Below are 21,530 nucleotides of genomic sequence, written 5' to 3'. Positions count from 1 at the left end.
GAGCCACATGCCCGAGACGCCCCCAAGTCCCGAATACCTTTCCCCAGAGCAGTCACTGTCCTATGTTCTCGACTGGTGGGGAGGAGGAGGTCCCTCGGGAGGACGCGATCTCCATGTCGTCAGCCACTGTGGCGGACCCGCTCTGATGGAACACGTTCATCAGAGTGTCACCGCGAGCGGAATCCTGGACGCGAAAGGGATGTATGGGGACGAAGCATTCCGCCATATGCTCCGCCTCGTCGGCGTACCGGATTCCGACCTGACGAGCTACGGGTGGCACCGTGCCGCGAGGCGGAACGCAGTGAACAAGCTTGTCCTGATCAAGAACGCGTGGCAGGCAGGCCTCACCCGCAGGTCCGCCCAGCCGGCCATCATTCGGAACTTCGCCGCCAGACAGCTGGCACTTGAGGGTGCTGGTGTGGTGGTCGACCTTGGTCCGGTGGACGACGAGCAAGCCGGTCCGCGGCGCCGAGGAGCCACTCTACGGCTGGACGACTCGGCACTCCTCGAGGGGCGGCTCACTTCGGCGATGAGCTCCCCTTACATTCAGGTGCTCGCCCTCTCCGAACCCAGGCACGTGCCCCTGGAGGTGTGGGGTCAACTGGCCCGGGGCGCAGGACTGCCAGACCGCGACGGGAAGTCCCTGAACGGCATCGCCCTGCGGTATGCGGACCTTCTCACGGTCGACGACGATCATGTCGCCTTCCTCGACGAGGCTGTGCCCGAAGCGCTGCGCCACCGTGCGTCCGCGGATTTCAAGGTCCGAGTCAACCGCCACATGGCGCGATGGCTTCGCGAGGCCGCTCCCCGGCTGCGCCACCCCGACGGGTGGGCCGCCTCCGGGGCCCTCGGCTGGTACGCGGCACACGGGCTGGCGATGCACGCCGTACAGGCAGACGAGTTCGAAGGGCTTCTCACCGATGGTGAGGCAGTGGCCAATTTGCCTCGGGCCGTGCTCGTAGACGCCGCGCACTGTGCTTACGACGGGTCGCTCCCCGGGTCGAATCCGGCAGCGGACGCCGTGTTTCTCCAGATGTACGGTGTCAATCCGCCCTCCCAGGGCGAATGGGCCGCCTGGCTACACCTGATGGCAATGTCGAGGGATGACACCGAACTTCGCCAGGGAATCGAGAACTCCGGTGTCCGCTTGCCCTGGAAGACGCGGTGGACGCACTGGCGTCCTCCAGGCGGGTACGACGTCAGCTACCTCAAGCCAGGCCCGGTCCATGAGGTTCATGCGGTTCGCTGGCAGGGGCGTCCGGCTGTGGCGGCTTGTACGGCCGACCGCAGCGTGCTCATTTGGGACCTCGCGACCTCCGAGCTCGTGGCCGGCCCCTGGAGCGAGGAACAGTTCCCTCGCGACCAACTGCACCACCTGTCCTGGGACACTGAAATTCGAACGCACGACACACAGGACACCCCTCAGGCCTTCGGGCCGACGACACGCACCGAACTCAGCGCACATGGCCAGTGCGCCGAAGGCCCGGTCGAGGACGACGACTTCCTGTCGATCTCCCTTGATATGGGCACCGTCACCGTCGTCGCGGGGCTTGGCGGCGTATTCGCGGTCGAGTCGACCAAGCCAGGCGAGCCGGCTGTGATCACACACTTCTCTGACAACGCCTCACTGCTCGGCAACAACACTGCGGCTGGACCTGCACGGCCCTCTCGAGCGCAGCTTGAGCCTTCAGCGCTTTGCGCGTCGCTCCCGGATGTCCGCCTCCGTCGCACCGACACAGAGCGCATTCCAGCCGGTCTTACGGACCAAGTCGCCCGTCGCATCCTCGTCGATACAGGTCTCCCGGCTCTCGAAGCGAAGGGCATCAGGCTGCATCCGGAACGTCCTGAGTTTCTGTGTGAACGGCAATGGCCGAGCGACGTCGAGCAGGCACAGGAGTCCGGCCCCTTCTATGAGATCGGACTCTGGATGGGCGGTGAGGTCGTTGTCGACGGATCATCGGGACATGTGTTCCGCATCCCATCCGAGCCTGACGAGAGCGGCCTCGAAGGTGCCCTCGTCGCCGCTGACTTGGATCGCTTCCTGAAGATGCTCATCGAATGGCTCACAGGTCGCTTCATCCTTGAGGATCTGGACAACCGGGATGAGGCTTTTCTGCTGCGTCAGCATATCGAAGACGCCATCTGGCTGATCGATGACACGGGCTCCGCTGCTGGAGCCTGGCAGTACCCCTTGCACAATGAATGACCGACCCCGGCACCAAGCCGTTTCATGCCCTGAGTGCGGCGGCGCACCTCTGCAACACCCTTCAAGCAACGCCGAACAGGAGCGCACCGGCGAAATCAGGGCCACGAGACATGTGACGAGAAACCCTGAAAGACAACCGCGCCAAATCTGAATTGAGATACCCGGCCCTGCACCTGTGTCGCCTGAGCAGGCCCTGGCCGGGCTCGAAGGGTGGCAAGGCAGCGAGCATCGTGGAGTGGCGGAGCTTGGCCGGCGCGTCGAAGTCCGGGCGGCCCCGGACACTGCTTCGCCTGCATGAGACGGTCCCCGGCTCGACCTACGTTGACGCCACCGGGCTCACGTGCGATGTCGTTTTCACTCGTCACACCAACCACGATCATCACCTGCTGAAAGGGTGCCCTCATGCCAGAGGCTCTCGATGAGAATTGGGCACGCATCGAGGCCTGGCGAAGCCTGCCCGCCCGGAAACGGCAGGTCTTCACCGTGACCGGCGCCGCAGCCGTCGGCAAGACGGACTTCCTGGCCCGGGTGTACCGACGCGCTACTCATTCGGCGTGGATCGACTGTCGGGGCTTGACGGCGGACTCTGTGGCTTCGCATATGCGCGAAGCGTGCCGGTCCGGCTCCGCCCATGACGACCTCTGGCGAGCGGCAGCCTTCCCCAGTTCTTCGCCATGGTCCGGCTCTTCGACGAGTTCCGCAGAACGCACTATCCCTACAGCCCAGACCACAAGGACGCACGGGTCAGCCTCCAGGCATGGTGCTCCCTCATCGACCCTGCAGCCCACGGTGAGGTCTGGACGAACATCCTTGAAGGCTATGAGTTCGAAGACAGCACCTGGGACTTCGCGTCATACGGCCATGAGCATCTGTGACGGAACCCCGCCCGTGACGTCTGAGCGCGGGACGACAAGGCGACCAGGCCCCCGACCGGATCTCCTTCACCCGCTCACTGCGCGTCGTGCACCGCCAGGTCACCGACCTGGCGGCATTTTCCCCCGGCAGACTCACCCGCGCCATCAAAGCCACCCACACTGAACTCCTCGAACGCCCCCGGCCTCCCCGACGGCGCCAGGCCCACCCCCGTGCCATCAAACGGAAAGTCGCCGACTGGCCCCTCAAACGCGCCACCCCCCACCGCCATCAGACTCATTGGCGCCACCAAACCCAAACGGGCCAAACGCACACTAAAGCACTAAGTTACCGGTATTGAGGCTAAAGGCCATACACAGCGCCAAGACCGGGTTCCTTCTCCAACAGCCGAGTCAGGCCTGCCCGTTGTGCCAGTCTGCTTCGGACCGGATCGGCTTCACTTCGCTCGCGGGCGAACTCCTGCCAGTCCGCCGGCTGCATGAACAACATGTCATTGGTGCCGGGGAGGATCACGACACCGCCGAAGGGCAGATCACCGGCGACCCAGGCGCCACCGCCCTCTGCGCCTTTGGGCCAACGACGGACAGTTGACGCGTTGATCGCACGCATCAGTGGCGCACCGTGCTGTCCACGAGTGGATACCCGAATGGTGAACACCGTGCCGAGCAACTGCCACTGCTCACTCTTCTTGGCCACTCGTGTGCGGTATTCGAGCGGATAGGTGCGCAGCACCTTCTCGCACGCGGCGATGCGTCGGCCGTGCCTGGTCCGAATGAGCAGGAACAGCAGTACGTAGACCCCGGGGAGGATGGGAAGCATCGTGAACAGGGAATCGGGGACTCCCGCGACATGCAACAGGAACGGCACCGCGAGCCAGCCGAGGCCGAGAGCAATGCGCCCGACGACATGCCTTGCCCATGTTCTCCTGTTGTGCTCAAGCACCTGATCGATGTCGGGTGCCTCGGTTGAGCCTGCCATGCTGTTCGCCGTCCTCACCCAAAGTCGTTACGTATCGTGGCGGCCGCAGTGCCGGGCTCGGGTAGCTCGTGTCCCCCTGCCGCAGGAAGCGAGGGATCGGTGAACGCCACCGTGTGAGCGACGCCGAGCAGGATGTCCCGGTAGTCATCTGCGAGCTCGACAGCGGCCGTCACCATTTGGATCATGATGATGTCGCTGGTTCCTGAGCCCGTGACAGCGACAGTACCTTGCCACACCCGCCCCTCCAGGGGAGTGTCGCTGCCCTCTGCAGACCTGCCGGGTGCCGTGGTGACGACCTTCTTCTCCGCGAGGAAGCCTGTGCCGCACGGCAGCTCCAAGGGACGCATTCCCTCGTCGGCACTGTCCGCGGCCGTGCCTGCGAGACTGGCGATCACCAGCTTGGCGTTGCCTCCGGACGCTGGGACCGTCGAGACGGTGAGCACGGAGAACGCGATCCCACCGGCGTCGTCCGGGTGAGAACCGATCAGACAGGCCTGGACACGACGCGCGTTGAGCGAGATGACGACGCCGGCGTAGAAGCGCAGGACTTCCTCTGCGCGGAGCCGCATCTCCTCCGGCAAGCTCAGCACCTGCCGAACCAACGCCTCGATCCGCTCTACCGGGGGGTCGAGATCCATCTGCAGATAGCCGTGCGGAATCGCGTACCAGAACGCCGGCTCCCTTTCGCCCACGGGTTCTGTCATGAGCTCGGTCACTCGCTGATCCACCGTTCCCGGTCAGTTGCCGTGTTCGTCACACGAGACCCACCAGTCCCGCGAGGCCGTAGAACCCGGCTCCGGCTTTGGTGAGCTCAGCGGCGTTGTGGCCGCTGCCCTCCTCCGGTATCACGCCCTCTGCCTCGAGAGAGGACAGAGTGTTGGCCGCGACGTTGAGGCCGTTGGCACTGAGCCTGGATCCACAGGGCCGTATTCGATGAGTGCGGCTCTGTGATTTTCGGAGCGGATTCGGGGGCGTTCCTGCTGGCGGGCAGGAGTGGTCGCCGGGTGGCCGTCCCGGTGGCGGGGTCTCCGAGGTCCTTGGTCGTGGGCGGGCAGGCGTCCGGGTGGTCAGGTTCGCAGGCGGTGGCCGACGGCCGTCCACAGGTCGCTGAAGGCCTCTCGCCAGGGCCAGTGCTGCGGCAGGTGCCAGGTCAGGGTGCGTGCTCCGGCTGCCAATCGGGCTGGAACCGCGATGAGTTGGCGGCGGATGGTGCCGGTGCGGGCCCGGGCGTGGAAGGCCGAGGCGAGCGCGCCCAGCGCCCGGGTGAGGTTGTGGGCGAGGGCTGCCAGGGTCAGCCAGGCCGCGTTCGCGGTGAACTTCCCCGAGGGCAGGTGCCCCAGGGCCGAGTCCTCAAGATCGGCGAAGACCTGCTCGACGATCGCGTGGCGGCGGTGATCGGCTTCTGCCTCGACCAGCGGCAGCACCTGGTCGGTGAACACCGCATGGAACCGCCAGACAGTGAACAACTCACCCTGACCGTCCAGGACGTGGGCGTCGTTCAGGCGCTTGACCCGGCGGACCAGCAGCCGGGCGGTGGCGTGGTAGCGCTTGGCCTTGCCGGTGAACGCGGTGTACTCGACCTCGGCGACCTCCGCGTCCGAGATCCACCGCTGCTCGTCCTTGTCCCAGATCGCCTTCGGGTACTTGATCGCCGTCCAGGCGTCCTCGGGAACGGTGGCGATCAGCTCCCGGATCTTCTTGCGCTGCGCGACGGCGAAGGAGAACCGCGCGCCTGCGCGGCGGCAGGCGGCGACGACCTTGTGGGAGAAGAACGCCGAGTCGCCGCGGACCACGATCGTGCCGGTGGCGCCCATCGCCCGCACCGCCTTGATCGCCTCGGCGATCAGCGAGGCCGCGCCCTTGGCGGAGCCGGCCGAGCCCTTGCGCAGGCGGGTGGCCACGATTACCGGCGCGGCCAGCGGAGTGGAGGCGGTGACGATCTGGAAGTGCAGGCCCCTCACCTTGGTGTAGCCGTGCTCGGCGCCCTGCTTGGCCGCCCCGTAGACCTGCTTGACCTTGGAGTCGATGTCCAGGTGCACCACCTGGTCGCCGCCGGGCAGCAGATTGCAGTGTCCGGCGAGGTTGCAGGTGAACGCCCGTGCCGCCGACTCCAGTTGACGCACGTGACCCCAGGAGAACGCCCGCAGAAACGTGCCCAGCGTCGACGGGGCGCGAACTCCGTCGAATGCCCTGGCCACCGCCCCGTGCCGCAGCACATCCGTGTCGTCGATGCTGTCCGCTCCGGCGAGCATCCCCGCCACCAGCGACATCACCTTCGCGCCGACCGCTGCCCCGGCCCCGTTCGCAACACCCTTGAGCCGCACCTTCGTGACAGCCAGGTCCGGCAGGCCGCACCGCTCGGCCAGTCGGACCGCCGGAGCCAGCCCACCGTACGCGAGGAGATTCGGGTCATCGAACGCCGCGAAGGTCGCTGCGACGGTATGGGAAGATTTCACTTACGACGTGCCTTGTCTTGCTGCGGGCTGGAAGCGTAGAGAACTCCCATCCTCGCAGGTCACAGGGCACGTCTTCTTCGTTGGGCTGGCACCGCGCAGGCACCGCTCGGTGGATCCAGGCTGAGGTTTCCCAGCAACTTGGCCGACCCGGTGGCACTTTCCGCCGCAGCTGCCCAAGCGTCGTCGGCTCCGGCCTTGGCGCTGGTCTTGAAGACATGGCCGAACTCGCGCGCGAACTCGGTTGCCTTTTCGGTGTTCTTCACCGCCACGCCCATGCCGTCCGCCATGCGGAGACCGTCTGTGATCTCCCGGCCTGCCATCCCTAGTGCCTTTCCACCAGGAACCATGCCGAGCACGTCACAACCGAAGGAGGCGTAGGCGGAGAAGGTATCCCCGTTCCAGCCGAATTTGTCCCCCCAAGGCAGGAAGGCATCCCGGAATTCGGGATCGGCGAAGTTCTTGGCCATCGAAGCTGCGCTCGCGACCAGGGCGATCCCGGCGAACAGCGGCGCGAGCGGTGTGGGGAACAGAGCGAGCAGGCCGGCGATGGCGCCGATGGTCCCGGCATGTTCCAGCAGGAACTCGCCGGTCGCCTTGATGCCCTCCCAGATGGCGTCGACGGCCTTGCTCAGCCAGCCGGGCTCCTTCGGTGCCAGTTTCTCCGTGGCGTCATCGAGGGACTTGGCGACCGTCTCGGCGTTGTCCGCGTGAGTGGTCTCCAGCTCCTGGGCCTTGGTGATGATGTTGTCGTACTCACCGTTGGCCTTGTTCAGCGCGATGGTCGCCTCGTTGAGGCTACGCTCGGCCGCCCTGAGCCGCGCAGTCGCGGCGTCGGCCTCTTCCTGCGTGGAGAACTGCCGACCGGCAAGGCCCAGATCGGGGTGCTGCTCGGCCTGGGCGTGGCGATCCTTGGCCGACGAGATCGCGGCCTTCTTCTCGGCCGCGACATCGTCGTACTTCTGCGCCAGGTCCCGGTGGGCCGTCAGATACCCGTCCCAGCTGCCCAGCTGGGCCGCTGCCTTCTCCAAGGACCGAGCGGCGTTCTTGATGTACGTTGGCAGCTCGCCGTCGATGGCGTCCCTGAACGCCGTCGCGGCCTCGCCTTCCCAGTAGCTGCTTTCACCGATCAGCTTGTCGAGCTGAGTGTGGCAAGTGCGCAGTGCTGTAGCAGCGGAACTGACCTTCTGCTTGAGGGCAATGACTTCGCCGGGTATCCCGGGCACTGGGTTCCAGCCAAGATTGGGGTAGGGGTTGGCTGCCATTACTTCGCACCTCCGCCACCACCGGAGGTGGACTGCTTCGCCATGTCCGCGAATGCCTTCTCCAGGGCTTCCTCGACCTCTTCGTAGCCCTTCTTGTTGGACTTCACGCCCTCGCTGACACCCTCGATCATCTTCTGTGTCTGCTCGGATCCGTACTTCCAACGCCCCTGGAAGCCGTCACACGCCTCGTCAAGACGCTTGGTCCCGATCTGGTCAGCACGGACGTGTGCGAGAGCAGCTCGCGCCTCGTTCAGATCGCTGACACACCCCTCAAGGGTTCTGAGGAATTGCGCCAACTGATCTGTATCCGTCTTGAAGTACTCCCCCATGAAGCATTGCTCCTTGACCGATGTATCGAGACGAGGACGAGCTCGTGGTATGAACGCGGACGCTGTATCAGGCGCGCGAACGCCTTACTGCCCTTGGTACGGGGGCTGCTGACTGTAGGGGTTGGGGTGCTGCGGTGACTGTCCGGGCGACGTCGGGTACCCCTGGTTGGGGACGGCGTTGGGGTAGGGCTGATAGCCCGTCGGGGGCTGGGGCGGGTAGCCCGCTCCGTGAGGAGGGTTACCGCCGCCGTCACCGGGGCCGCCGCTACCGCCGTTGCGGCGGCTGCGGATGACCGCGAACACGATCGCGCCGACGACCACAGCGGCTGCGATGCCGCCCAGGACGAGGAGGCTGCCGGAAGACTTCTTCTTTTTCTTGGCCTGGATCGAGTCATCCGTGTCCGCGGCTGCGCCGCCGGGGTTCAAGGCGGAGGAGGACATCTGGCCCAGCGGGTTCGTCTTCGGGCCCGCGGGGATGTCCATCGTCAGCGCCGAGTAGGGGCGGACGATTCCGTAGCCGTACTCCTCGTCGGGCGCCTTCAGATCCTTGTGATGAGCGAAAGTAGCCGACTTGATCAGGCGGTTGATTACCTGACCTGCCGTGAGGTCGGGGAACTTGGAGCGCACCAGGGCTGCGGCGGCGGAGACGAAAGCTGTGGCATCCGATGTTCCGCTTGACAAGCTGTAATTTTCCGGGAGTGTCGGATCCGCGCCGAGAACTTCAACACCAGGCCCCATCAAGACAAGGCCTTTTCCAGAATTTGATTCATCCCAGCGATTGGCCTTTTCATCAATGGCGCCAACCGAAACAACGCCAGGTAGTGCTGCTGGCTCAGCGACTGCATCAAACCCGTCGTTACCTGCCCCCGCCACGACAACAACATCGTGAGCTTGCGCATACGCGATCGCCGCACGGCCGTCGCTCAGGGTCTTGCCACCGTCGTTGCCAAAGGAGAGATTGATGACCTTGGCTCCCTGATCCACCGCGTATCGAACCGCCGCAGCCCAGGTCTCATCACTATTCCTGTCCTTCTCCGTTCGGAGGGTACGCAATGGAAGGATTTTCGCCTTAGGTGCGAGACCTACCATGCCGGACGCATTTCCAGCGCCGTGGCCGTGTCCAGCGATCAGGCTGGCCATAATCGTCCCGTGCCCAAATTGGTCCTGTTGAGCGTCACCTCCGCCAGTGAAGTCCTTGCCCTCAAGAACCTGACCAGTCAGGTCGGGGTGACCGGCATCGACTCCGGAGTCGACAACCGCAACAGTCACGCCCTGCCCTTGCGATTCAGCCCAAACGTCCTTTACTGCGAAGGCGTTCAAGACCCACTGTTGGTCTCTGACGTAGTCCGCCGATGCGGTTGGGGCGGCGGTGAGGAGCAACGCTCCTGTCAGTACCACGACTCCCGCCGTGGCCCGGACTCGACTGAAATTCACTGCTTGCTCCTCACTCAACCATGACTGGTTTTTACCAGCCTGCACACGGGGGCGAGCCGCAGACGTTCATTGTGCGGCTCGCCCCCGTGTGCCTACTCGATGGTCCGCGGCACGTTCCGGTTGCGGTCTTCTTCCGAGATCCAGGTCTCTTCGTCCTCGACCAGGTAGTCGGGACGCTCGCCCCGACTGTTCTCGTCGCCAGGCCGCCGACCGTTGCGACCGCCCATGCCTCCGCCCATGCCACCAGCCATGGCTCCACGCTGAGTGCCGCCACGGCTGCCGTGCAGGCCTGCGCCACCACCGGCGCCCTTGCCGGAGACTCCCTTGGCCGCGCCGACGACACCGCCACGAGCCTTGGCGAGGGCTCCACGGCCGCCAGCGGCGGCACCGCCGCGGCCGGCCCCACCGGCTCCAGCGCCGCCACCCATACCGCCAATGCCAGCTCGGCCCCCGGAGCCGCGACCTGCCGTGCCGCCTCCCGTCAGTCCTCCACGGCCACCTGTCCCGGTGCCGCCCCGTCCGGCTGTGCCGCCACGGCCAAGACCGGGTCCTCCACCGGTTGTCAGGATGCCCGGACCTTGGGTGCCACCGAGGCCAAGACCGCCACCACCGCCACCACCGCCAATGTTGGGGTTCGTGACGGGACCACGCCCCGTCAGACCAGGATTGATGCTGTCCACGTTGGTCCTGGCCGACGGCGGTAGCGTCGGGCCTCCTGTGATGCCCGGGGTTCCGGACACCCCGGGAGCCGGTTTGACACTAGCGGTCGGGCCTGCGCTCCACGGCTTGGGAGTCGCACCGGATGCTCCTGGCCGCGAAGCCCCTCCTGTGCCGCCGGGCACGACAGGCGGCGGGTACTCCACGTCACGGTTGGGATCCTTGATGTGACCCTTGTCGCCTACAACGGGAGGGTTTTGCTGCAGGTTCTTCGTGACCCGCATGTACTGGGCGGCGAGGTTCTCCATGACGGCAACACCGTTGAGCTGAGCTTCCCGGCTTGCCCCGATCTTGCCTTCGTTGATTTTCGCCACTTCGTCGGCGGTCAACTTACGGTCCTTGAGATCACTGGCTACGGCTTCACCGTTGTCCCAGCTCCAGTCGCTGAGAGCGTCACCGACCTTGGCCCAACCACTCGGCTCTTCGATATTGTCCAGCTGAGCCTTGAACCTGCGTAGCTGCGAACCGGCGTCAGCCATCTGTGAGCTGTTGAGGTCGGCGTGCCAGGCGGTGTTCCTGATGCTTTGTGAGATTTTTCGAGCCTCCTGCTCGAAGCTTCTGGCCGCGTCCCCTTCCCAGTGCCCCAGGGCATCGCTGACCGCCTTGTCGAGCAGGCCGGCGATACCTCCTGCTTCGCCGCCGGCAAGAAGCTCTTCGACCTTACCCCAGTGGCGCCCGACCTCCTCGATCGCTCCGGGATTGGTGAGCTCAAGCATCTGCTTGAGCTCTTTGAGGGGGTAGTTTATGAACTGAGTCTTAGTCTGAGGTCGATCTGGATCCGCGACACAGATATCGTTCTCGATCTTGGGCTGGGGCAGGTCTTTGTCACCGGCCATTTTGAACTCCTCCCGCTAGTAGGTGATTCTCGAACGTTCTACTTTCCGAACGAGCCGTTCGAGTCCCCCGTACCGCCACCCATCTGGGTTTTGTTCGCGTACTCCTGCTCCGTGTACTTGTCCTTCACCTTGGAGGTGCTCGTGCTGAACTTTTCGATCAGGCCGTGAAGCCCCTCGATCACCTTCTCAAGATCGGCCTTCGCAGTCTTGTGGGCGGCTTGCAGATCTCCTGCCTCCAGGAACAAGCACGAGTTCCCGAAAGCGTCCATCGGGATCTCCGTGTTGTACTTCGACGTCTGCCCGGCCTTGTCCATGTCGTCGAGCAGGGTCCAGAGCTTCCGGATGACCTCATCCAGCGCGCTCAGATCGACCCGCATCCCGTTACTCATACCCCGTTGTCCTCTCGCCTGTCTTTCACGTCACCGGTATCCGCCCGGTGCCCGGGTCGTCACCCGGACCCGGTTACCCGGACCGTCCGGCTCGGCTTGTCCTCTTGTTGCGCCAGTCCCTCACGGCGACCCCGCTGCCCGCGGCCACGAGGGCGAGCGCGATTCCCATCCCCAACACGTAGACGGCCACCCGGCGTTCCCGCTCCGCCTCGCTCTCACCCATCGTCACCGCGACGGGGACGACTCCGCCAGACCCTGCCCTCATGGGCGGATCCGGGGTCGGGGAGGCTTTCGGTGCGGTGTCGTCCGTCAGGGCGGCGACCGGGTCGACCACGCCCCACCCGATGTAGGGGTTCGGGCCGCGTCCTGGGCGCTGGGCCGTCTCCTGGATGCGGGTCGCGATCTGCGACGCCGACCAGGTCCGGTGCCTCTCCTTCATCAGCGCCGCGACGCCCGCGACGTACGGGGCCGCGAAGCTCGTGCCGTCGGCCGTGCACTGGCCGCCCTTGGGGACCGTGGACACCATGCCCACGCCTGGCGCCGCGACATCGACGAAGTCACCCGCCTGCGAGAAGAAGGCACGTTCGTCGTTGCGGTCTGAGGCGGCCACCGCCAGAACGCCCGGATAGGCCGCGGGATACGTATCCGCCGGCTTGCCGTCCGCTCCGTCGTTGCCGGCCGCGGCCACGATGAGGGTCCCTGCCTTCACCGCGTCCGCTACCGCCGCGCGCAGTGTCGCGTCGTCCTGGTTGTCCGCGGTGTCCGAGGAGATGTTGATGATCCGAATGCCCTTGGCGACGGCGTCCCGGATCGCCTTGGACATGGTGCCCGCGTCGCCCTGCTTCTCCGCACCGCCCGTGTAGCGGTAGGAGACGATCTTCGCGTCGGGAGCGATACCCACGAATCCCGTGCCCTTGACGGGACGGGCCGCGATGATTCCCGCGACCCGGGTGCCATGGCCCTCCAGGTCCTGGGTTCCGGAGCCGCCCACGTAGGTCTCGCCACCGGCCACCGCACCGCTCAGCTGGAGGTTGGCCTTGTCGACGCCGGTGTCGATCACGGCGACGGTGACGCCCTTGCCCGTGGCTCGCTCCCACAGCTGGTCCAGGAGGACGCGCTGCAGGGACCACGGTGTGGACTTGATGAGGTCACCTCCGAACACGCACTCGGAGCTGTTCGACAGACCGAAGTCCGGGCCGCCGGAACCGCTCCCGTTCACACCGGAGGTGTCTGCGGCAGCCGGATGGGTAGGCGCGTTTGTGCTGGGCGGCGCCGAGGCGAGACAGGCCCCGGTCACGGCGAGCACGCCGACGAATCGCCGCAGCACGTGAGTCCCGCCGCTGCGGCTACGCGAGCGAGCCGTACGGCCCTGCACGTTCAAGCCCCTCATGTTCCGGCCCCCAGAGCTTCCGTGCTTCCTTCGAAGCTCAGTCATGTTTGTGTCACCGGCATGGCGACGGATGTGAATGTTCTCCGGAGTTTCCGCGTTCCGCGTATGGAAGGTCCGGAAGCGGAGGTCGGCCCAGCGGACGCCGTGGCGCCCGCTGGGCCGATTCCCTCATGTCACACCCTCGGGTCGCCGTCAGGCTCAGCCCCAGGTCGAGGCGTTGCTCTTCTCAGTGGCCTGGTAGCTCTCGGCCGCGCTCTGCAGCGCCGTGGCGATCTTCAGCAGGGTGGCGTGCAGGTCCGCGGCGGTCTGGTCCCACTCGCGCTGCTTGCGCTGGTAACCCTCCTGCGCCTCACCCTCCCAGGTGTTGGCGACGCGCTTGACGGCAGCCTCGAGGTCATCCAGCTGCTGCTTGATGCGACCGGCGGTCGACTTCACGTCGGTGGACGCGTTGGTGATGGTTGCGTAATTGACGAGGATTGACATCGTCATTCCCTTTCAGGAAGAAATCGAAGGAAGTCTGTGGAGATCAGGAGGACCTGAAGCGCTTCGGGTGGAACCGAAGGGCTTCGGCCCGAATCGGCTCGATCAGCCGAAGTCGGACATGATCTTGCTGATCTCGGAGTTCTGCTGCTCTTCCGATGCGGAGTAGTTGCTCCGCGTGGAGTCCACGGCTTCCTTGATGTCGTTGAGGATGTCGCTCATCCTCTTCGCGTCCGCGTTCCAGCGGTCCTGGAGCTGACGGTAGGACTGGGCGGCCTGGCCCTGCCATCCGCCGGCGATCTGGTCGATCACTCCGTTGAGCCGGCGGATCTCGCCCTGCAGCTGACCGTTCGCCGTGTTGATGTCACCCGAGAGCTTGGTGAGTTCGTCCTCTGTTACCCGGAACTGGCCGGCCATGATGAACCTTCCCCCATGTTGTCGTTGATCCGGGAAACCCGTTCAGGCGCCCGGAGAAGCCTCGCGCTCTTGAGCGCTTCGAACACTCTATCGTCAGCCTGTCACGCCGCTTACAGACTCAGCGAATTGCTTACACGGCTCGCACACTTGAGCAATCATCCTGTGACTTACCCCCTGGTTCGTCGATCAAGTAGGCGTCGGTGCGGCCCAGTTGGGAACAGATGGCATCAGGACCTGCAGGGCCGACCCCGAACTTCCTGTTCACCTGCTCTCCGTCACTGACCCTGCGGCTGCGCAGCGCTCCCGGTGTCCAGGGTCGGCCCCTTGGAGATGAACGCGGCCCAGGACTGCGGAACGATCACGGGGGTGGTGAGGTCCTCGTACCCCAGCCGCGTACGCGCCTTGTCGGTCTCGTTCGCCTCGCCCGTCGGCGCGTCACCGGCCCGGGAAGGGGAGTTCACCGTCTTGTCCGCCTCGCTGTCGTTGTTCGACGGCAGCGAGTACCGCAGACCCGTGTCGGTGAGGAGGTAGAACCCGCCGCCGCCTTCCGCCGTACCGCTGACCTCCTGGAAGAGGAGGCCCGAGCCCGATGAGACGAACGCGCTCTGTGAGTCGGCGACGGCACTCCTGGGGTAGCTCTTCCCTGCCCAGGAGGCGAGCCGCGGCTTGCGGTCCGACCCGATGGTGCCCTTGTAGACACTGCACGAGGTCATGCGGTCCCCACCGGTTGCCGCCGCACCCGCGTTGGCCTGGCTGGGGACGATCTGGGGCCATCCCTTGTCCGCGTAGAAGGCCTCAGCCTGGCCGTTGTTGGCAGCGATGATCTGCTGCCCGTTGACCGGGACGGGAGCGATCGGGCGGGCGGAGCCATAGGCCTGCTGAGCGGCGGGCGACCGCATCAGCAGTGCGGCCACGAAGCTGGTGACGTCGGCGACCTTGTCCTCGAGTACGACGTAGTACTGGGTACCCTGCGCGTCCTCGGCCTCGAGTACCCGGCCCACCGTGCTCGCTTCCTCGGGGAGCCCCTTGACGGAGGTCGGCCGGCCGTTGGACGGGACCTTCGGGAAGAGGATCGCCTCACCCGGGTTGAGTGTGAGCAGCCATTCCTTGCTCACCGGCTGCGGCTCGGCCCTGCTGCCGATGACGGCGGAGCGGAGCTGCGCCATGGTGGTCTTGTCGAGGCGCGACACGTCACCGAGCTGGAAGAGGCCACCGGCGCCGTCGACCAGGAACTCCTGCCCGGTCGTGCGGTCCTCGACGTACAGGACCTCGCCGGCGCCGACCTTGCCCGTCCCGTCGAGGGACTTGGCGTCGGCGTCGTTGAGGACGAACACGGCGCGGTCGATGGCGTCGACCGACCCCGGCGCCGGGCGCTCGCACACCGCCCAGCTCTTCGGTTTCTGCGCGTCGTCCTTGGACGGCAGCCGGTCCGGGGCGTAGGGGATGCCGATCGTGGCGCCGTGCCGGATCCCGCTCTTGTCGATCTCCTTGCCCGGCACCTCGATGACCTTGCCCTTGCCCTTGTCGAGAAGCAGCTTCGCGGAGGCGTAGTTGAGGACCGGATGGAGGACCTTCTCCACCTCGCCGTCCTTCGGGTCCGGGTCGAGGACCACGTACCGGGTCGTGGAGTCGCTGTCGACGATGACGTACTCGCCCGGGGTGTCCCAGCCCTTGGGCGCTGCGGGCTTGATCACACCCCATGCGATGAAACCGATCACCAGCACCACACCCAGCGCGAGGCTGGGCATCACCGTGCGGATGGGGCGCGGCGCGCCTTCCTCCGAGCCCCCCGGTGACGGCGCCAAGAACGCCGCGACGGTGCGCTTTCGAGCGAACGTGTAGGCGGCGAGCTCGTCCTGACGCTTTGCCATGATCCCCGTTTCTCCCGTTTGTGCTGCTCGATCGTGAAATGTGATGGCCGATCGTGCGCGAAAGCCCAGCTCCGCCCGGCAGAAGGCAGTCGCGCCGGAACCTGGGTCCGGCCAAACCGCGCGAACCGCTTCAAGTCACTGGAGTCACTCGGCTCCGGAGTACTTGACATGCACCTTCATGCCGTGCGGGGACCTACTATGCCTTGCATCCCGGAGCGACGAGTCATCAGGTGGGTGGGCAGCCCAGCATCTTCACAGAGCTTCACCACTGCGCTCCCCCAAGCGGGAGACAGCCGTGACAGGGTGACCACCGGGGGTTTGGGTGTCCCGTGTGTCGCCCCGGGTTCCGCAGCGGGTACCGTGAGCCACTCGCATGGATGTTGTGGGCCGACGGTGCCCCTGGCCCGTCGCAGGGATTCCCGGACGGATGATCCCGCCCGACGAACGGCCACTACTTCGCGAAAGGGATGTCCCGGGGGATGACCAGCGCTACGAGCACCCGGCGCGGACGCCGCGCACAGCAGCAACAGGGAGGGCCGGGAGGCACGGGCACACCGGTGGTTCCGGACGCCCCCGTCGCCGCGTCGCCGCGTACGCTGCCCCGTCCTGGCGGTCTGGGCCCGGTGCGGCTGCAGCAGCTCGTTCTGGTGGAGGTCGCGGCGGCCGTCATGGTGGCCTCCTGGGCCGTCGGTGCGCCATGGCTGATGGCACCCGCGGGTGCCATCGCGGCACTGCTGCTGCTTCTCGCGGCACTGCGCCGAGGCAGTCGCCCGCTGCCGGAGTGGTACGAGACGACGCGTGCTCTGGTCCGGCGCCGGCGCGACGCCAAACTGCCCGTGCCGCCCGGGACGGACCCACTGCTCGCCCCGGTCGTCGAGTGCGACCCCGCTCTGCGGACGTATTCCTTCGTGTCCCGTGACGACCGTTCCGTCGGCATGATCGGGGACGGGACCTTCCTCACCGCGGTGCTCTTCGTCCAGCCCGGTGACCAGCCGTTGCGTCCCGGTATCGGCAAGCGGCAGCTTCCCCTGCGGCTGCTACAGGACGCCCTGGAGGTCGACGGCATTCGGCTCGCCTCCGTACAGGTGGTACAGCACACGCAGCCGGCGCCCGCTCCGCATCTGCCGCAGCAGTCGCTCGCCGCGCGGTCATACGGGCCCTTGCAGGCCCAGGCCGGTTCTCCCGCGCTCCGGCTCACCTGGGTGGCCCTCAAGCTCGATCCGGAGCTTTGCCCCGAGGCTGTGCAGGCGCGCGGGGACGGCGTCCCCGGTGCGCAGCGTGCGCTGCTGCGGGTGGCGGACCAGCTGGCGAGTCGGCTGGCGGGGGCCGGATTCAGCGCAACCATCCTGGACGAGACCGAGCTGGTTCAGGCCCTGGCGACGTCGAGCTGCCTCAATCCGCGTGCCAACGCTCAGCACGGCCAGGACGGCCGCGCCCCCCAGCGCCGCACGGTCGAGGCGGTACGGACCTGGCGGGTCGACGACCGATGGCACACGACGTACTGGGTGTCCCGCTGGCCGCAGTTGGGCGATGGCGGTGCGGCGCTGCCCGAGTTGGTCACACGGTTCACCTCGCTGCCCGTGCTCGCCACGACGTTCAGTACGACCCTGAGCAAAGCCGGCAACCGGGGTGTCGCCCTCACCGGGCACATACGTGTCACCGCACGTGGCGACGATGAAATAGGCCAGATGGGACGGGAGTTGGAGCGGGCAGCCGGCGCCGCGAAAGTCGGTCTGGTCCGTCTCGACCGGGAGCAGGTCCCGGGGGCCCTCGCCACTCTGCCGCTCGGAGGTACCTACTGATGTCGCACCCTGTCCCCACTCTGCCTCCGGAACAGCAGGGCCGGGCCGCGTCCGGACGAACGCCCGCGCACGTGGCCTCGCCGACCGACACGGGTGTGCTCCCCGTCATCGGGCAATCCCCGGAACCGCAGCAGCAGCGACGCGTCTTCAGCCCGGGTTTCGGACTGCGCGGCCCCCGCCGGAACCACCATGTCGTCACCGTCGACGAGCTCGCCGCGATCAGCATGCCGATCGGCGACGACGGTGTGATCATCGGCACCGACTCGGAATCACAACCGGCCGTGCTCGGCCTGTCCCGCCCGACCGCCTTCGAGGTCGTGCTGGTGGGCGGCCTGTGGCTCGCCCAGGTACTGGTGTTGCGGGCGGCCGCGACCGGAGCCCGCGTGGGAGTCGAGACCGGCCGTCCGCAGGCCTGGCAGCAGCTGGCCCAGGCGGCCGGCGGCGGCCAGCAGTGCGTGACGGTGTATCCGGTGGGGCGGGTGCCCGCGCAGGGCCCATCCGTGTCGAGTCCGGTCGTACTCATCCGGGACTGCGGGATCCGCCCGCCGCGAGGGCGGATGACCTCCGTGCCATGGCAGTCGGTGGTGACGGTGTTGCCCTTCGCCAGCGAGCACGCGCCGCGCTGGCTGGCCCAGGCCCACCTGGTCGGGATTCAGCGCATTTCGCCCTACGAGACCGAGGTCGTCCGTGACACCCTGGGCATCCCGGAGGAGCATCTCGGGTACTTGCCGACCCTGCACGACAGTGCGGCCCTCTGGTGCACACGAAAGCATCACAAATTCGTCATGACCGAACCCACTGAGGCGGAAAGCGGCCTGCTCGGCGCACCGCGCCGGATGGACTGACGCATCGTCACCCGCGTGACCCGGTCGCGGACCTTACGCGACCCTGAAAGGCTTGCCGGTCCGCTCTCACGGGGACTTGTCCGTCCCGTCGGGAGAGTGATTAGGCTGCTGTGGTGCGGTGACGATCGCAGTCGCGGGGACTCGCCACTCGGTCCGCCCGGCCGCGACGACGAAGAGCTCATTAGCAGTGGCTGACCAGGAGGCAAGCAGTGAACAGGGATCGGTCCGGGTACAACGGCGGCCCTTCCTCAGAGGGCGACGATCACGAGGCGGACCTCACCGGAGAGTTCGAGATCGTCTACACGCCTCCCGCCTGGTACGCCCAGAGCACCCAGGGCGGTTCCACGCCCGGTACGGAGCAGAACGCCGGGCAGTCTGGGCCACCGCAGGCCGGCCCGCCGGTCGGCCCGCCGGTCGGCCCGCCGACCGGTCCCGCGGCGCAGGGACCGCCGGGGCAGGCTCCCCCGCCGGGGCGGCAGCCGGCCCAGCCCGCGCCGCCGATTCCCAGCCAGAGCACATCCGGTGCGAACCAGCAGAGCCCTGCCACAGGTGACCACGGGCCTCCGCAACAGCAGTCCGTGCCCGACGCCGCGCCCTCCGCCGGCTCGGGTGCGCCGGGCGGATTCGGCTTCCCGCAGCAGCAGGGGGGACCGGGCGGATACGGCTTCCCGCGGCAGCCCGCACCGGCAATGACGCCCGCGCCGCCGACCCCGCCCTCGGCCCCGGACGCGACCGGCGGATACGGCTTCCCGCCGCAGCAGGCTTCGCCTTCGGCACCGGATGCCCCTGGCCACCCGCAGCAGCCCGCCCAACCCGCGCCCCCGGCGTCCGCACCGGCTGCGCCCGGCGGACACGGGTTCCCGCCGCAGCAGCCCGCGCCTGCCACAGCACCCGCGGCTCCGACACCGGCTCCAGGCCCCGGCTTTCCCGTGCTGCGCCCCGTCGCCACGGACGCCCAGCACGACTCCTCGGGGGAGCCCGCTCCCGTACAGCCTGTCCCCGTACGCCAGGAGACGGACCGGCCGCAGGCGGAGCAGCCGGAGACTGATCAGCCGGAGGCCGAACTCAACCATGCCGCAGCGGATGCCGAAGCGGCGCTGCTGTTCGGCGGCGGGGACGACGGCACAGAGCCGGAGGAAGCGCGGAACCCCCAGGCGGAGCCCGGTGATGCCGCCGCAGTCGTGACCGGAGCGGAGGGCGACGAGTCGGCTGACACGGCCTCATCGGGCACGGCTTCGACCGAACAGCCGCTTTCTGCTTCCGCGCCCGCGGCTGCGCACGCAGACCCGGCTCCCGGGCCCCTCGCCCAACCGCCTTTGGCCCAGGGGCTGCAGGAGCCGGCTCCGCCGGCCGCACCGGCCGTGGTGACGCCCCCGCACAACGAGGGGCTCCCCCCACTGCCACCGGGGTACGCCCCTGCGGCTCCCGCGCAGCGAACAGCGCAGCCCTACCAGCAGGGTGTGCAGGGCGGATACGGCTCGCCTCAGACCCCGGCCCCGGCCCCAGCCCCAGCCCCAGCCCCAGCCCCAGCCCCAGCCCAGGCTCAGGACACGCCCTCAGCTCCGGCACCGGTGCCGGTCCCACCCCAGGCCGATGTGACGGGACAGCCGCAGCAGCAGCCGCCCGTGCAGGGGGCGTTCGGTCCTGCCCAACCGCTTCCTGGGTACCCCGCCCAGGGACAACCTGCCCCCGCCGACCCGCGGCAGGGCCACCAGAGCGGACAGTTCGCCGCGCACCAATCGCCCGGCGCTGGATACGGCTACCCCCAGCAGCCGGTGCAGCCGACCCAGCCGCACCCGGGTTACGGTCACCCGCACCCCCAGGCCCAACCCCAGGCACAGCCTGGATACGGCTATCCGCCCGAGGCCGCCGGGCACGGCCACGCCCAGCCCGCACAGCACCATCAGGCACCGATCCAGCCTCAGACCGCGGCCCAGCCGCAGCAACCGATCCAGCCCCAGCCCCAGCAGCCCAATGCCTACGGCAACCAGGGCTGGACTGCCCCGCCCGGCCCGCAGCCGAGCGGACCCGGTGTCCACCAGCAGCAGGCCGCTCCCGGTACCCCGCTCGGCTACAACGCAGCCGTGGAGCTCTCCTCCGACCGGCTCCTGCGCGGCCAACCCAAGGCCCGCAAGAACAACCCCGGTCCGTCGCGCTTCAAGTTCGGTGCGAAAAAGGAAGAGGCCGAGCGGCAGCGGCTGCTCGGGCTGATTCGAACGCCGGTGATGTCGTGCTACCGGATCGCGGTCATCAGCCTCAAGGGCGGAGTCGGCAAGACCACGACGACCATCGCGCTCGGTGCCACGCTCGCCTCCGAGCGCCAGGACAAGATCCTTGCGATCGACGCCAACCCGGACGCCGGCACCCTCGGTCGACGGGTTCGCCGCGAGACGGGCGCCACCATTCGTGATCTGGTGCAGGCGATCCCGCAGCTGAACAGCTACATGGACATCCGGCGCTTCACCTCGCAGGCGCCATCGGGGCTCGAGATCATCGCCAACGACGTGGACCCGGCGGTCTCCACCACGTTCAATGACCAGGACTACCGCGCCGCGCTCGACGTGCTGGGCAGGCAGTACCCGATCATCCTCACCGACTCGGGCACAGGTCTGCTCTACAGCGCGATGCGCGGAGTCCTCGATCTCGCCGACCAGTTGATCATCATCTCCACCCCGTCGGTGGACGGTGCGAGCAGCGCCTCGACCACTCTCGACTGGCTGTCGGCGAACGGCTTCGCGGATCTCGTCCAGCGTTCGGTCACCGTGATCTCCGGTGTCCGCGAGACGGGCAAGACGATCAAGGTGCAGGACATCGTCGCGCACTTCGAGACCCGCTGCCGCGGGGTCATCGTCGTTCCCTTCGACGAGCACCTCGCAGCGGGTGCGGAAGTCGACCTCGACATGATGCGTCCCAAGACGCGCGAGGCCTACTTCCACCTCGCCGCCCTCATCGCCGAGGACCTCACGCGTACGCAGCAGGGCTTCGGAAACCCGAACACGCAGTACCAGCAGCCTCAGCAGGGTTACGCAGCCCCGCAGCAGGCGGCGCCCCAGCAGCCCTACGCCCAGCCCGGCGGTGTGCCCCAGGCGGGCCAGGGCTGGCAGCAGCCAGGGCCGGGGCAAGGGCAGCAGCCTGGCTATCAGCAGCCGGGACCCGGCCAGGGCTGGCAGCAGCAGACGCCACCGCCGTCCCAGGACCCGCGGCAGTCGGGCCAGGTACCGCCCCCCGGCTGGATGCAGCAGTAG

17 protein-coding genes are annotated in these 21,530 nt (G+C 67.3%); 5 read left to right on the top strand and 12 right to left on the bottom strand.

Features of this window, described 5'->3' with window-relative positions; all coding sequences use genetic code 11:
* Positions 1-7: 7 nt before the first annotated feature.
* Both V1460_RS09395 and V1460_RS09390 read left to right on the top strand, forming a co-directional pair.
* Positions 8-2,206, top strand: a complete 2,199-nt coding sequence (locus V1460_RS09395) for an SUKH-4 family immunity protein (RefSeq protein ID WP_338673285.1) — start codon at positions 8-10, stop codon at positions 2,204-2,206.
* Between the two features lie 674 nt (positions 2,207-2,880).
* The gene (locus tag V1460_RS09390; protein WP_338673284.1) at positions 2,881-3,081 is read left to right on the top strand and encodes a hypothetical protein; all 201 of its coding nucleotides are present in this window, start codon (positions 2,881-2,883) and stop codon (positions 3,079-3,081) included.
* Between the two features lie 340 nt (positions 3,082-3,421).
* Here V1460_RS09390 and V1460_RS09385 read toward each other — a convergent pair whose 3' ends face one another.
* The 12 genes from V1460_RS09385 to eccB all read right to left on the bottom strand — a co-directional run bounded on the left by V1460_RS09385 (position 3,422) and on the right by eccB (position 15,638).
* Positions 3,422-4,057: a hypothetical protein gene (locus tag V1460_RS09385; RefSeq protein ID WP_338673283.1), complete on the bottom strand. Its 636-nt coding sequence runs from the start codon at positions 4,055-4,057 to the stop codon at positions 3,422-3,424.
* A 14-nt stretch (positions 4,058-4,071) separates the two neighbouring features.
* A complete protein-coding gene (locus V1460_RS09380; protein ID WP_338673282.1) occupies positions 4,072-4,761 on the bottom strand; it encodes a hypothetical protein in 690 nt (229 codons plus the stop codon).
* Between the two features lie 363 nt (positions 4,762-5,124).
* The gene (locus V1460_RS09375; RefSeq protein ID WP_338673281.1) at positions 5,125-6,513 is read right to left on the bottom strand and encodes an IS1380 family transposase; all 1,389 of its coding nucleotides are present in this window, start codon (positions 6,511-6,513) and stop codon (positions 5,125-5,127) included.
* Between the two features lie 59 nt (positions 6,514-6,572).
* On the bottom strand, positions 6,573-7,775 hold the full coding sequence (locus tag V1460_RS09370) for a putative T7SS-secreted protein (RefSeq protein WP_338673280.1): 1,203 nt from the start codon (positions 7,773-7,775) through the stop codon (positions 6,573-6,575).
* Positions 7,775-8,104 carry a hypothetical protein gene (locus V1460_RS09365; protein WP_338673279.1) on the bottom strand — a complete coding sequence of 110 codons (330 nt, stop codon included), beginning with the start codon at positions 8,102-8,104 and terminating at the stop codon, positions 7,775-7,777. Before V1460_RS09365 ends, V1460_RS09370 begins: the two co-directional genes overlap by 1 nt.
* Positions 8,105-8,188: 84 nt before the next feature.
* On the bottom strand, positions 8,189-9,424 hold the full coding sequence (gene mycP, locus V1460_RS09360; RefSeq protein ID WP_338673278.1) for a type VII secretion-associated serine protease mycosin: 1,236 nt from the start codon (positions 9,422-9,424) through the stop codon (positions 8,189-8,191).
* A 206-nt stretch (positions 9,425-9,630) separates the two neighbouring features.
* Positions 9,631-11,091 (bottom strand): hypothetical protein, encoded by a 1,461-nt coding sequence (locus V1460_RS09355; RefSeq protein WP_338673277.1) that lies wholly within the window; start codon positions 11,089-11,091, stop codon positions 9,631-9,633.
* 38 nt (positions 11,092-11,129) lie between these two features.
* Positions 11,130-11,480: a hypothetical protein gene (locus V1460_RS09350; protein ID WP_338673276.1), complete on the bottom strand. Its 351-nt coding sequence runs from the start codon at positions 11,478-11,480 to the stop codon at positions 11,130-11,132.
* Positions 11,481-11,553: 73 nt separating this feature from the next.
* On the bottom strand, positions 11,554-12,699 hold the full coding sequence (gene mycP / locus V1460_RS09345; protein ID WP_338673275.1) for a type VII secretion-associated serine protease mycosin: 1,146 nt from the start codon (positions 12,697-12,699) through the stop codon (positions 11,554-11,556).
* 369 nt (positions 12,700-13,068) lie between these two features.
* On the bottom strand, positions 13,069-13,359 hold the full coding sequence (locus V1460_RS09340; protein WP_338673274.1) for a WXG100 family type VII secretion target: 291 nt from the start codon (positions 13,357-13,359) through the stop codon (positions 13,069-13,071).
* 96 nt (positions 13,360-13,455) lie between these two features.
* Entirely contained in the window at positions 13,456-13,767 is a 312-nt protein-coding gene (locus V1460_RS09335; protein ID WP_338673273.1) for a WXG100 family type VII secretion target, read from the bottom strand.
* 275 nt (positions 13,768-14,042) lie between these two features.
* Complete coding sequence (eccB, locus tag V1460_RS09330) at positions 14,043-15,638, bottom strand: type VII secretion protein EccB (RefSeq protein WP_338673272.1); 1,596 nt, start codon at positions 15,636-15,638, stop codon at positions 14,043-14,045.
* A 479-nt stretch (positions 15,639-16,117) separates the two neighbouring features.
* On the opposite strand from eccB, the gene eccE reads away from it, so the two are divergent.
* The 3 genes from eccE to V1460_RS09315 all read left to right on the top strand — a co-directional run bounded on the left by eccE (position 16,118) and on the right by V1460_RS09315 (position 21,530).
* Complete coding sequence (gene eccE, locus V1460_RS09325) at positions 16,118-17,440, top strand: type VII secretion protein EccE (RefSeq protein ID WP_338673271.1); 1,323 nt, start codon at positions 16,118-16,120, stop codon at positions 17,438-17,440.
* Positions 17,440-18,285, top strand: coding sequence for a hypothetical protein (locus V1460_RS09320; protein WP_338673270.1), 846 nt, complete (start codon positions 17,440-17,442; stop codon positions 18,283-18,285). Before eccE ends, V1460_RS09320 begins: the two co-directional genes overlap by 1 nt.
* A gap of 209 nt (positions 18,286-18,494) precedes the next feature.
* Positions 18,495-21,530, top strand: a complete 3,036-nt coding sequence (locus tag V1460_RS09315) for an SCO5717 family growth-regulating ATPase (RefSeq protein ID WP_338673269.1) — start codon at positions 18,495-18,497, stop codon at positions 21,528-21,530.

The sequence above is a fragment of the Streptomyces sp. SCSIO 30461 genome, from assembly GCF_037023745.1.
Classification (GTDB): Bacteria; Actinomycetota; Actinomycetes; order Streptomycetales; family Streptomycetaceae; genus Streptomyces.
Note: the sequence above shows the minus strand (reverse complement) of the source record. Positions and strands in the feature narration are given on the sequence as shown.

Bases quoted from the DNA above. Each gene is read 5' to 3' on its own strand.
- V1460_RS09320 (WP_338673270.1), top strand. From the start codon at position 17,440: ATGTCGCACCCTGTCCCCACTCTGCCTCCGGAACAGCAGGGCCGGGCC.
- V1460_RS09380 (WP_338673282.1), bottom strand. From the start codon at position 4,761: ATGACAGAACCCGTGGGCGAAAGGGAGCCGGCGTTCTGGTACGCGATT.
- V1460_RS09335 (WP_338673273.1), bottom strand. From the start codon at position 13,767: ATGGCCGGCCAGTTCCGGGTAACAGAGGACGAACTCACCAAGCTCTCG.
- eccE (WP_338673271.1), top strand. From the start codon at position 16,118: ATGACCAGCGCTACGAGCACCCGGCGCGGACGCCGCGCACAGCAGCAA.
- V1460_RS09350 (WP_338673276.1), bottom strand. From the start codon at position 11,480: ATGAGTAACGGGATGCGGGTCGATCTGAGCGCGCTGGATGAGGTCATC.
- V1460_RS09395 (WP_338673285.1), top strand. From the start codon at position 8: ATGCCCGAGACGCCCCCAAGTCCCGAATACCTTTCCCCAGAGCAGTCA.
- V1460_RS09370 (WP_338673280.1), bottom strand. From the start codon at position 7,775: ATGGCAGCCAACCCCTACCCCAATCTTGGCTGGAACCCAGTGCCCGGG.
- V1460_RS09340 (WP_338673274.1), bottom strand. From the start codon at position 13,359: ATGACGATGTCAATCCTCGTCAATTACGCAACCATCACCAACGCGTCC.
- V1460_RS09390 (WP_338673284.1), top strand. From the start codon at position 2,881: ATGGTCCGGCTCTTCGACGAGTTCCGCAGAACGCACTATCCCTACAGC.
- V1460_RS09385 (WP_338673283.1), bottom strand. From the start codon at position 4,057: ATGGCAGGCTCAACCGAGGCACCCGACATCGATCAGGTGCTTGAGCAC.
- V1460_RS09365 (WP_338673279.1), bottom strand. From the start codon at position 8,104: ATGGGGGAGTACTTCAAGACGGATACAGATCAGTTGGCGCAATTCCTC.
- V1460_RS09355 (WP_338673277.1), bottom strand. From the start codon at position 11,091: ATGGCCGGTGACAAAGACCTGCCCCAGCCCAAGATCGAGAACGATATC.
- eccB (WP_338673272.1), bottom strand. From the start codon at position 15,638: ATGGCAAAGCGTCAGGACGAGCTCGCCGCCTACACGTTCGCTCGAAAG.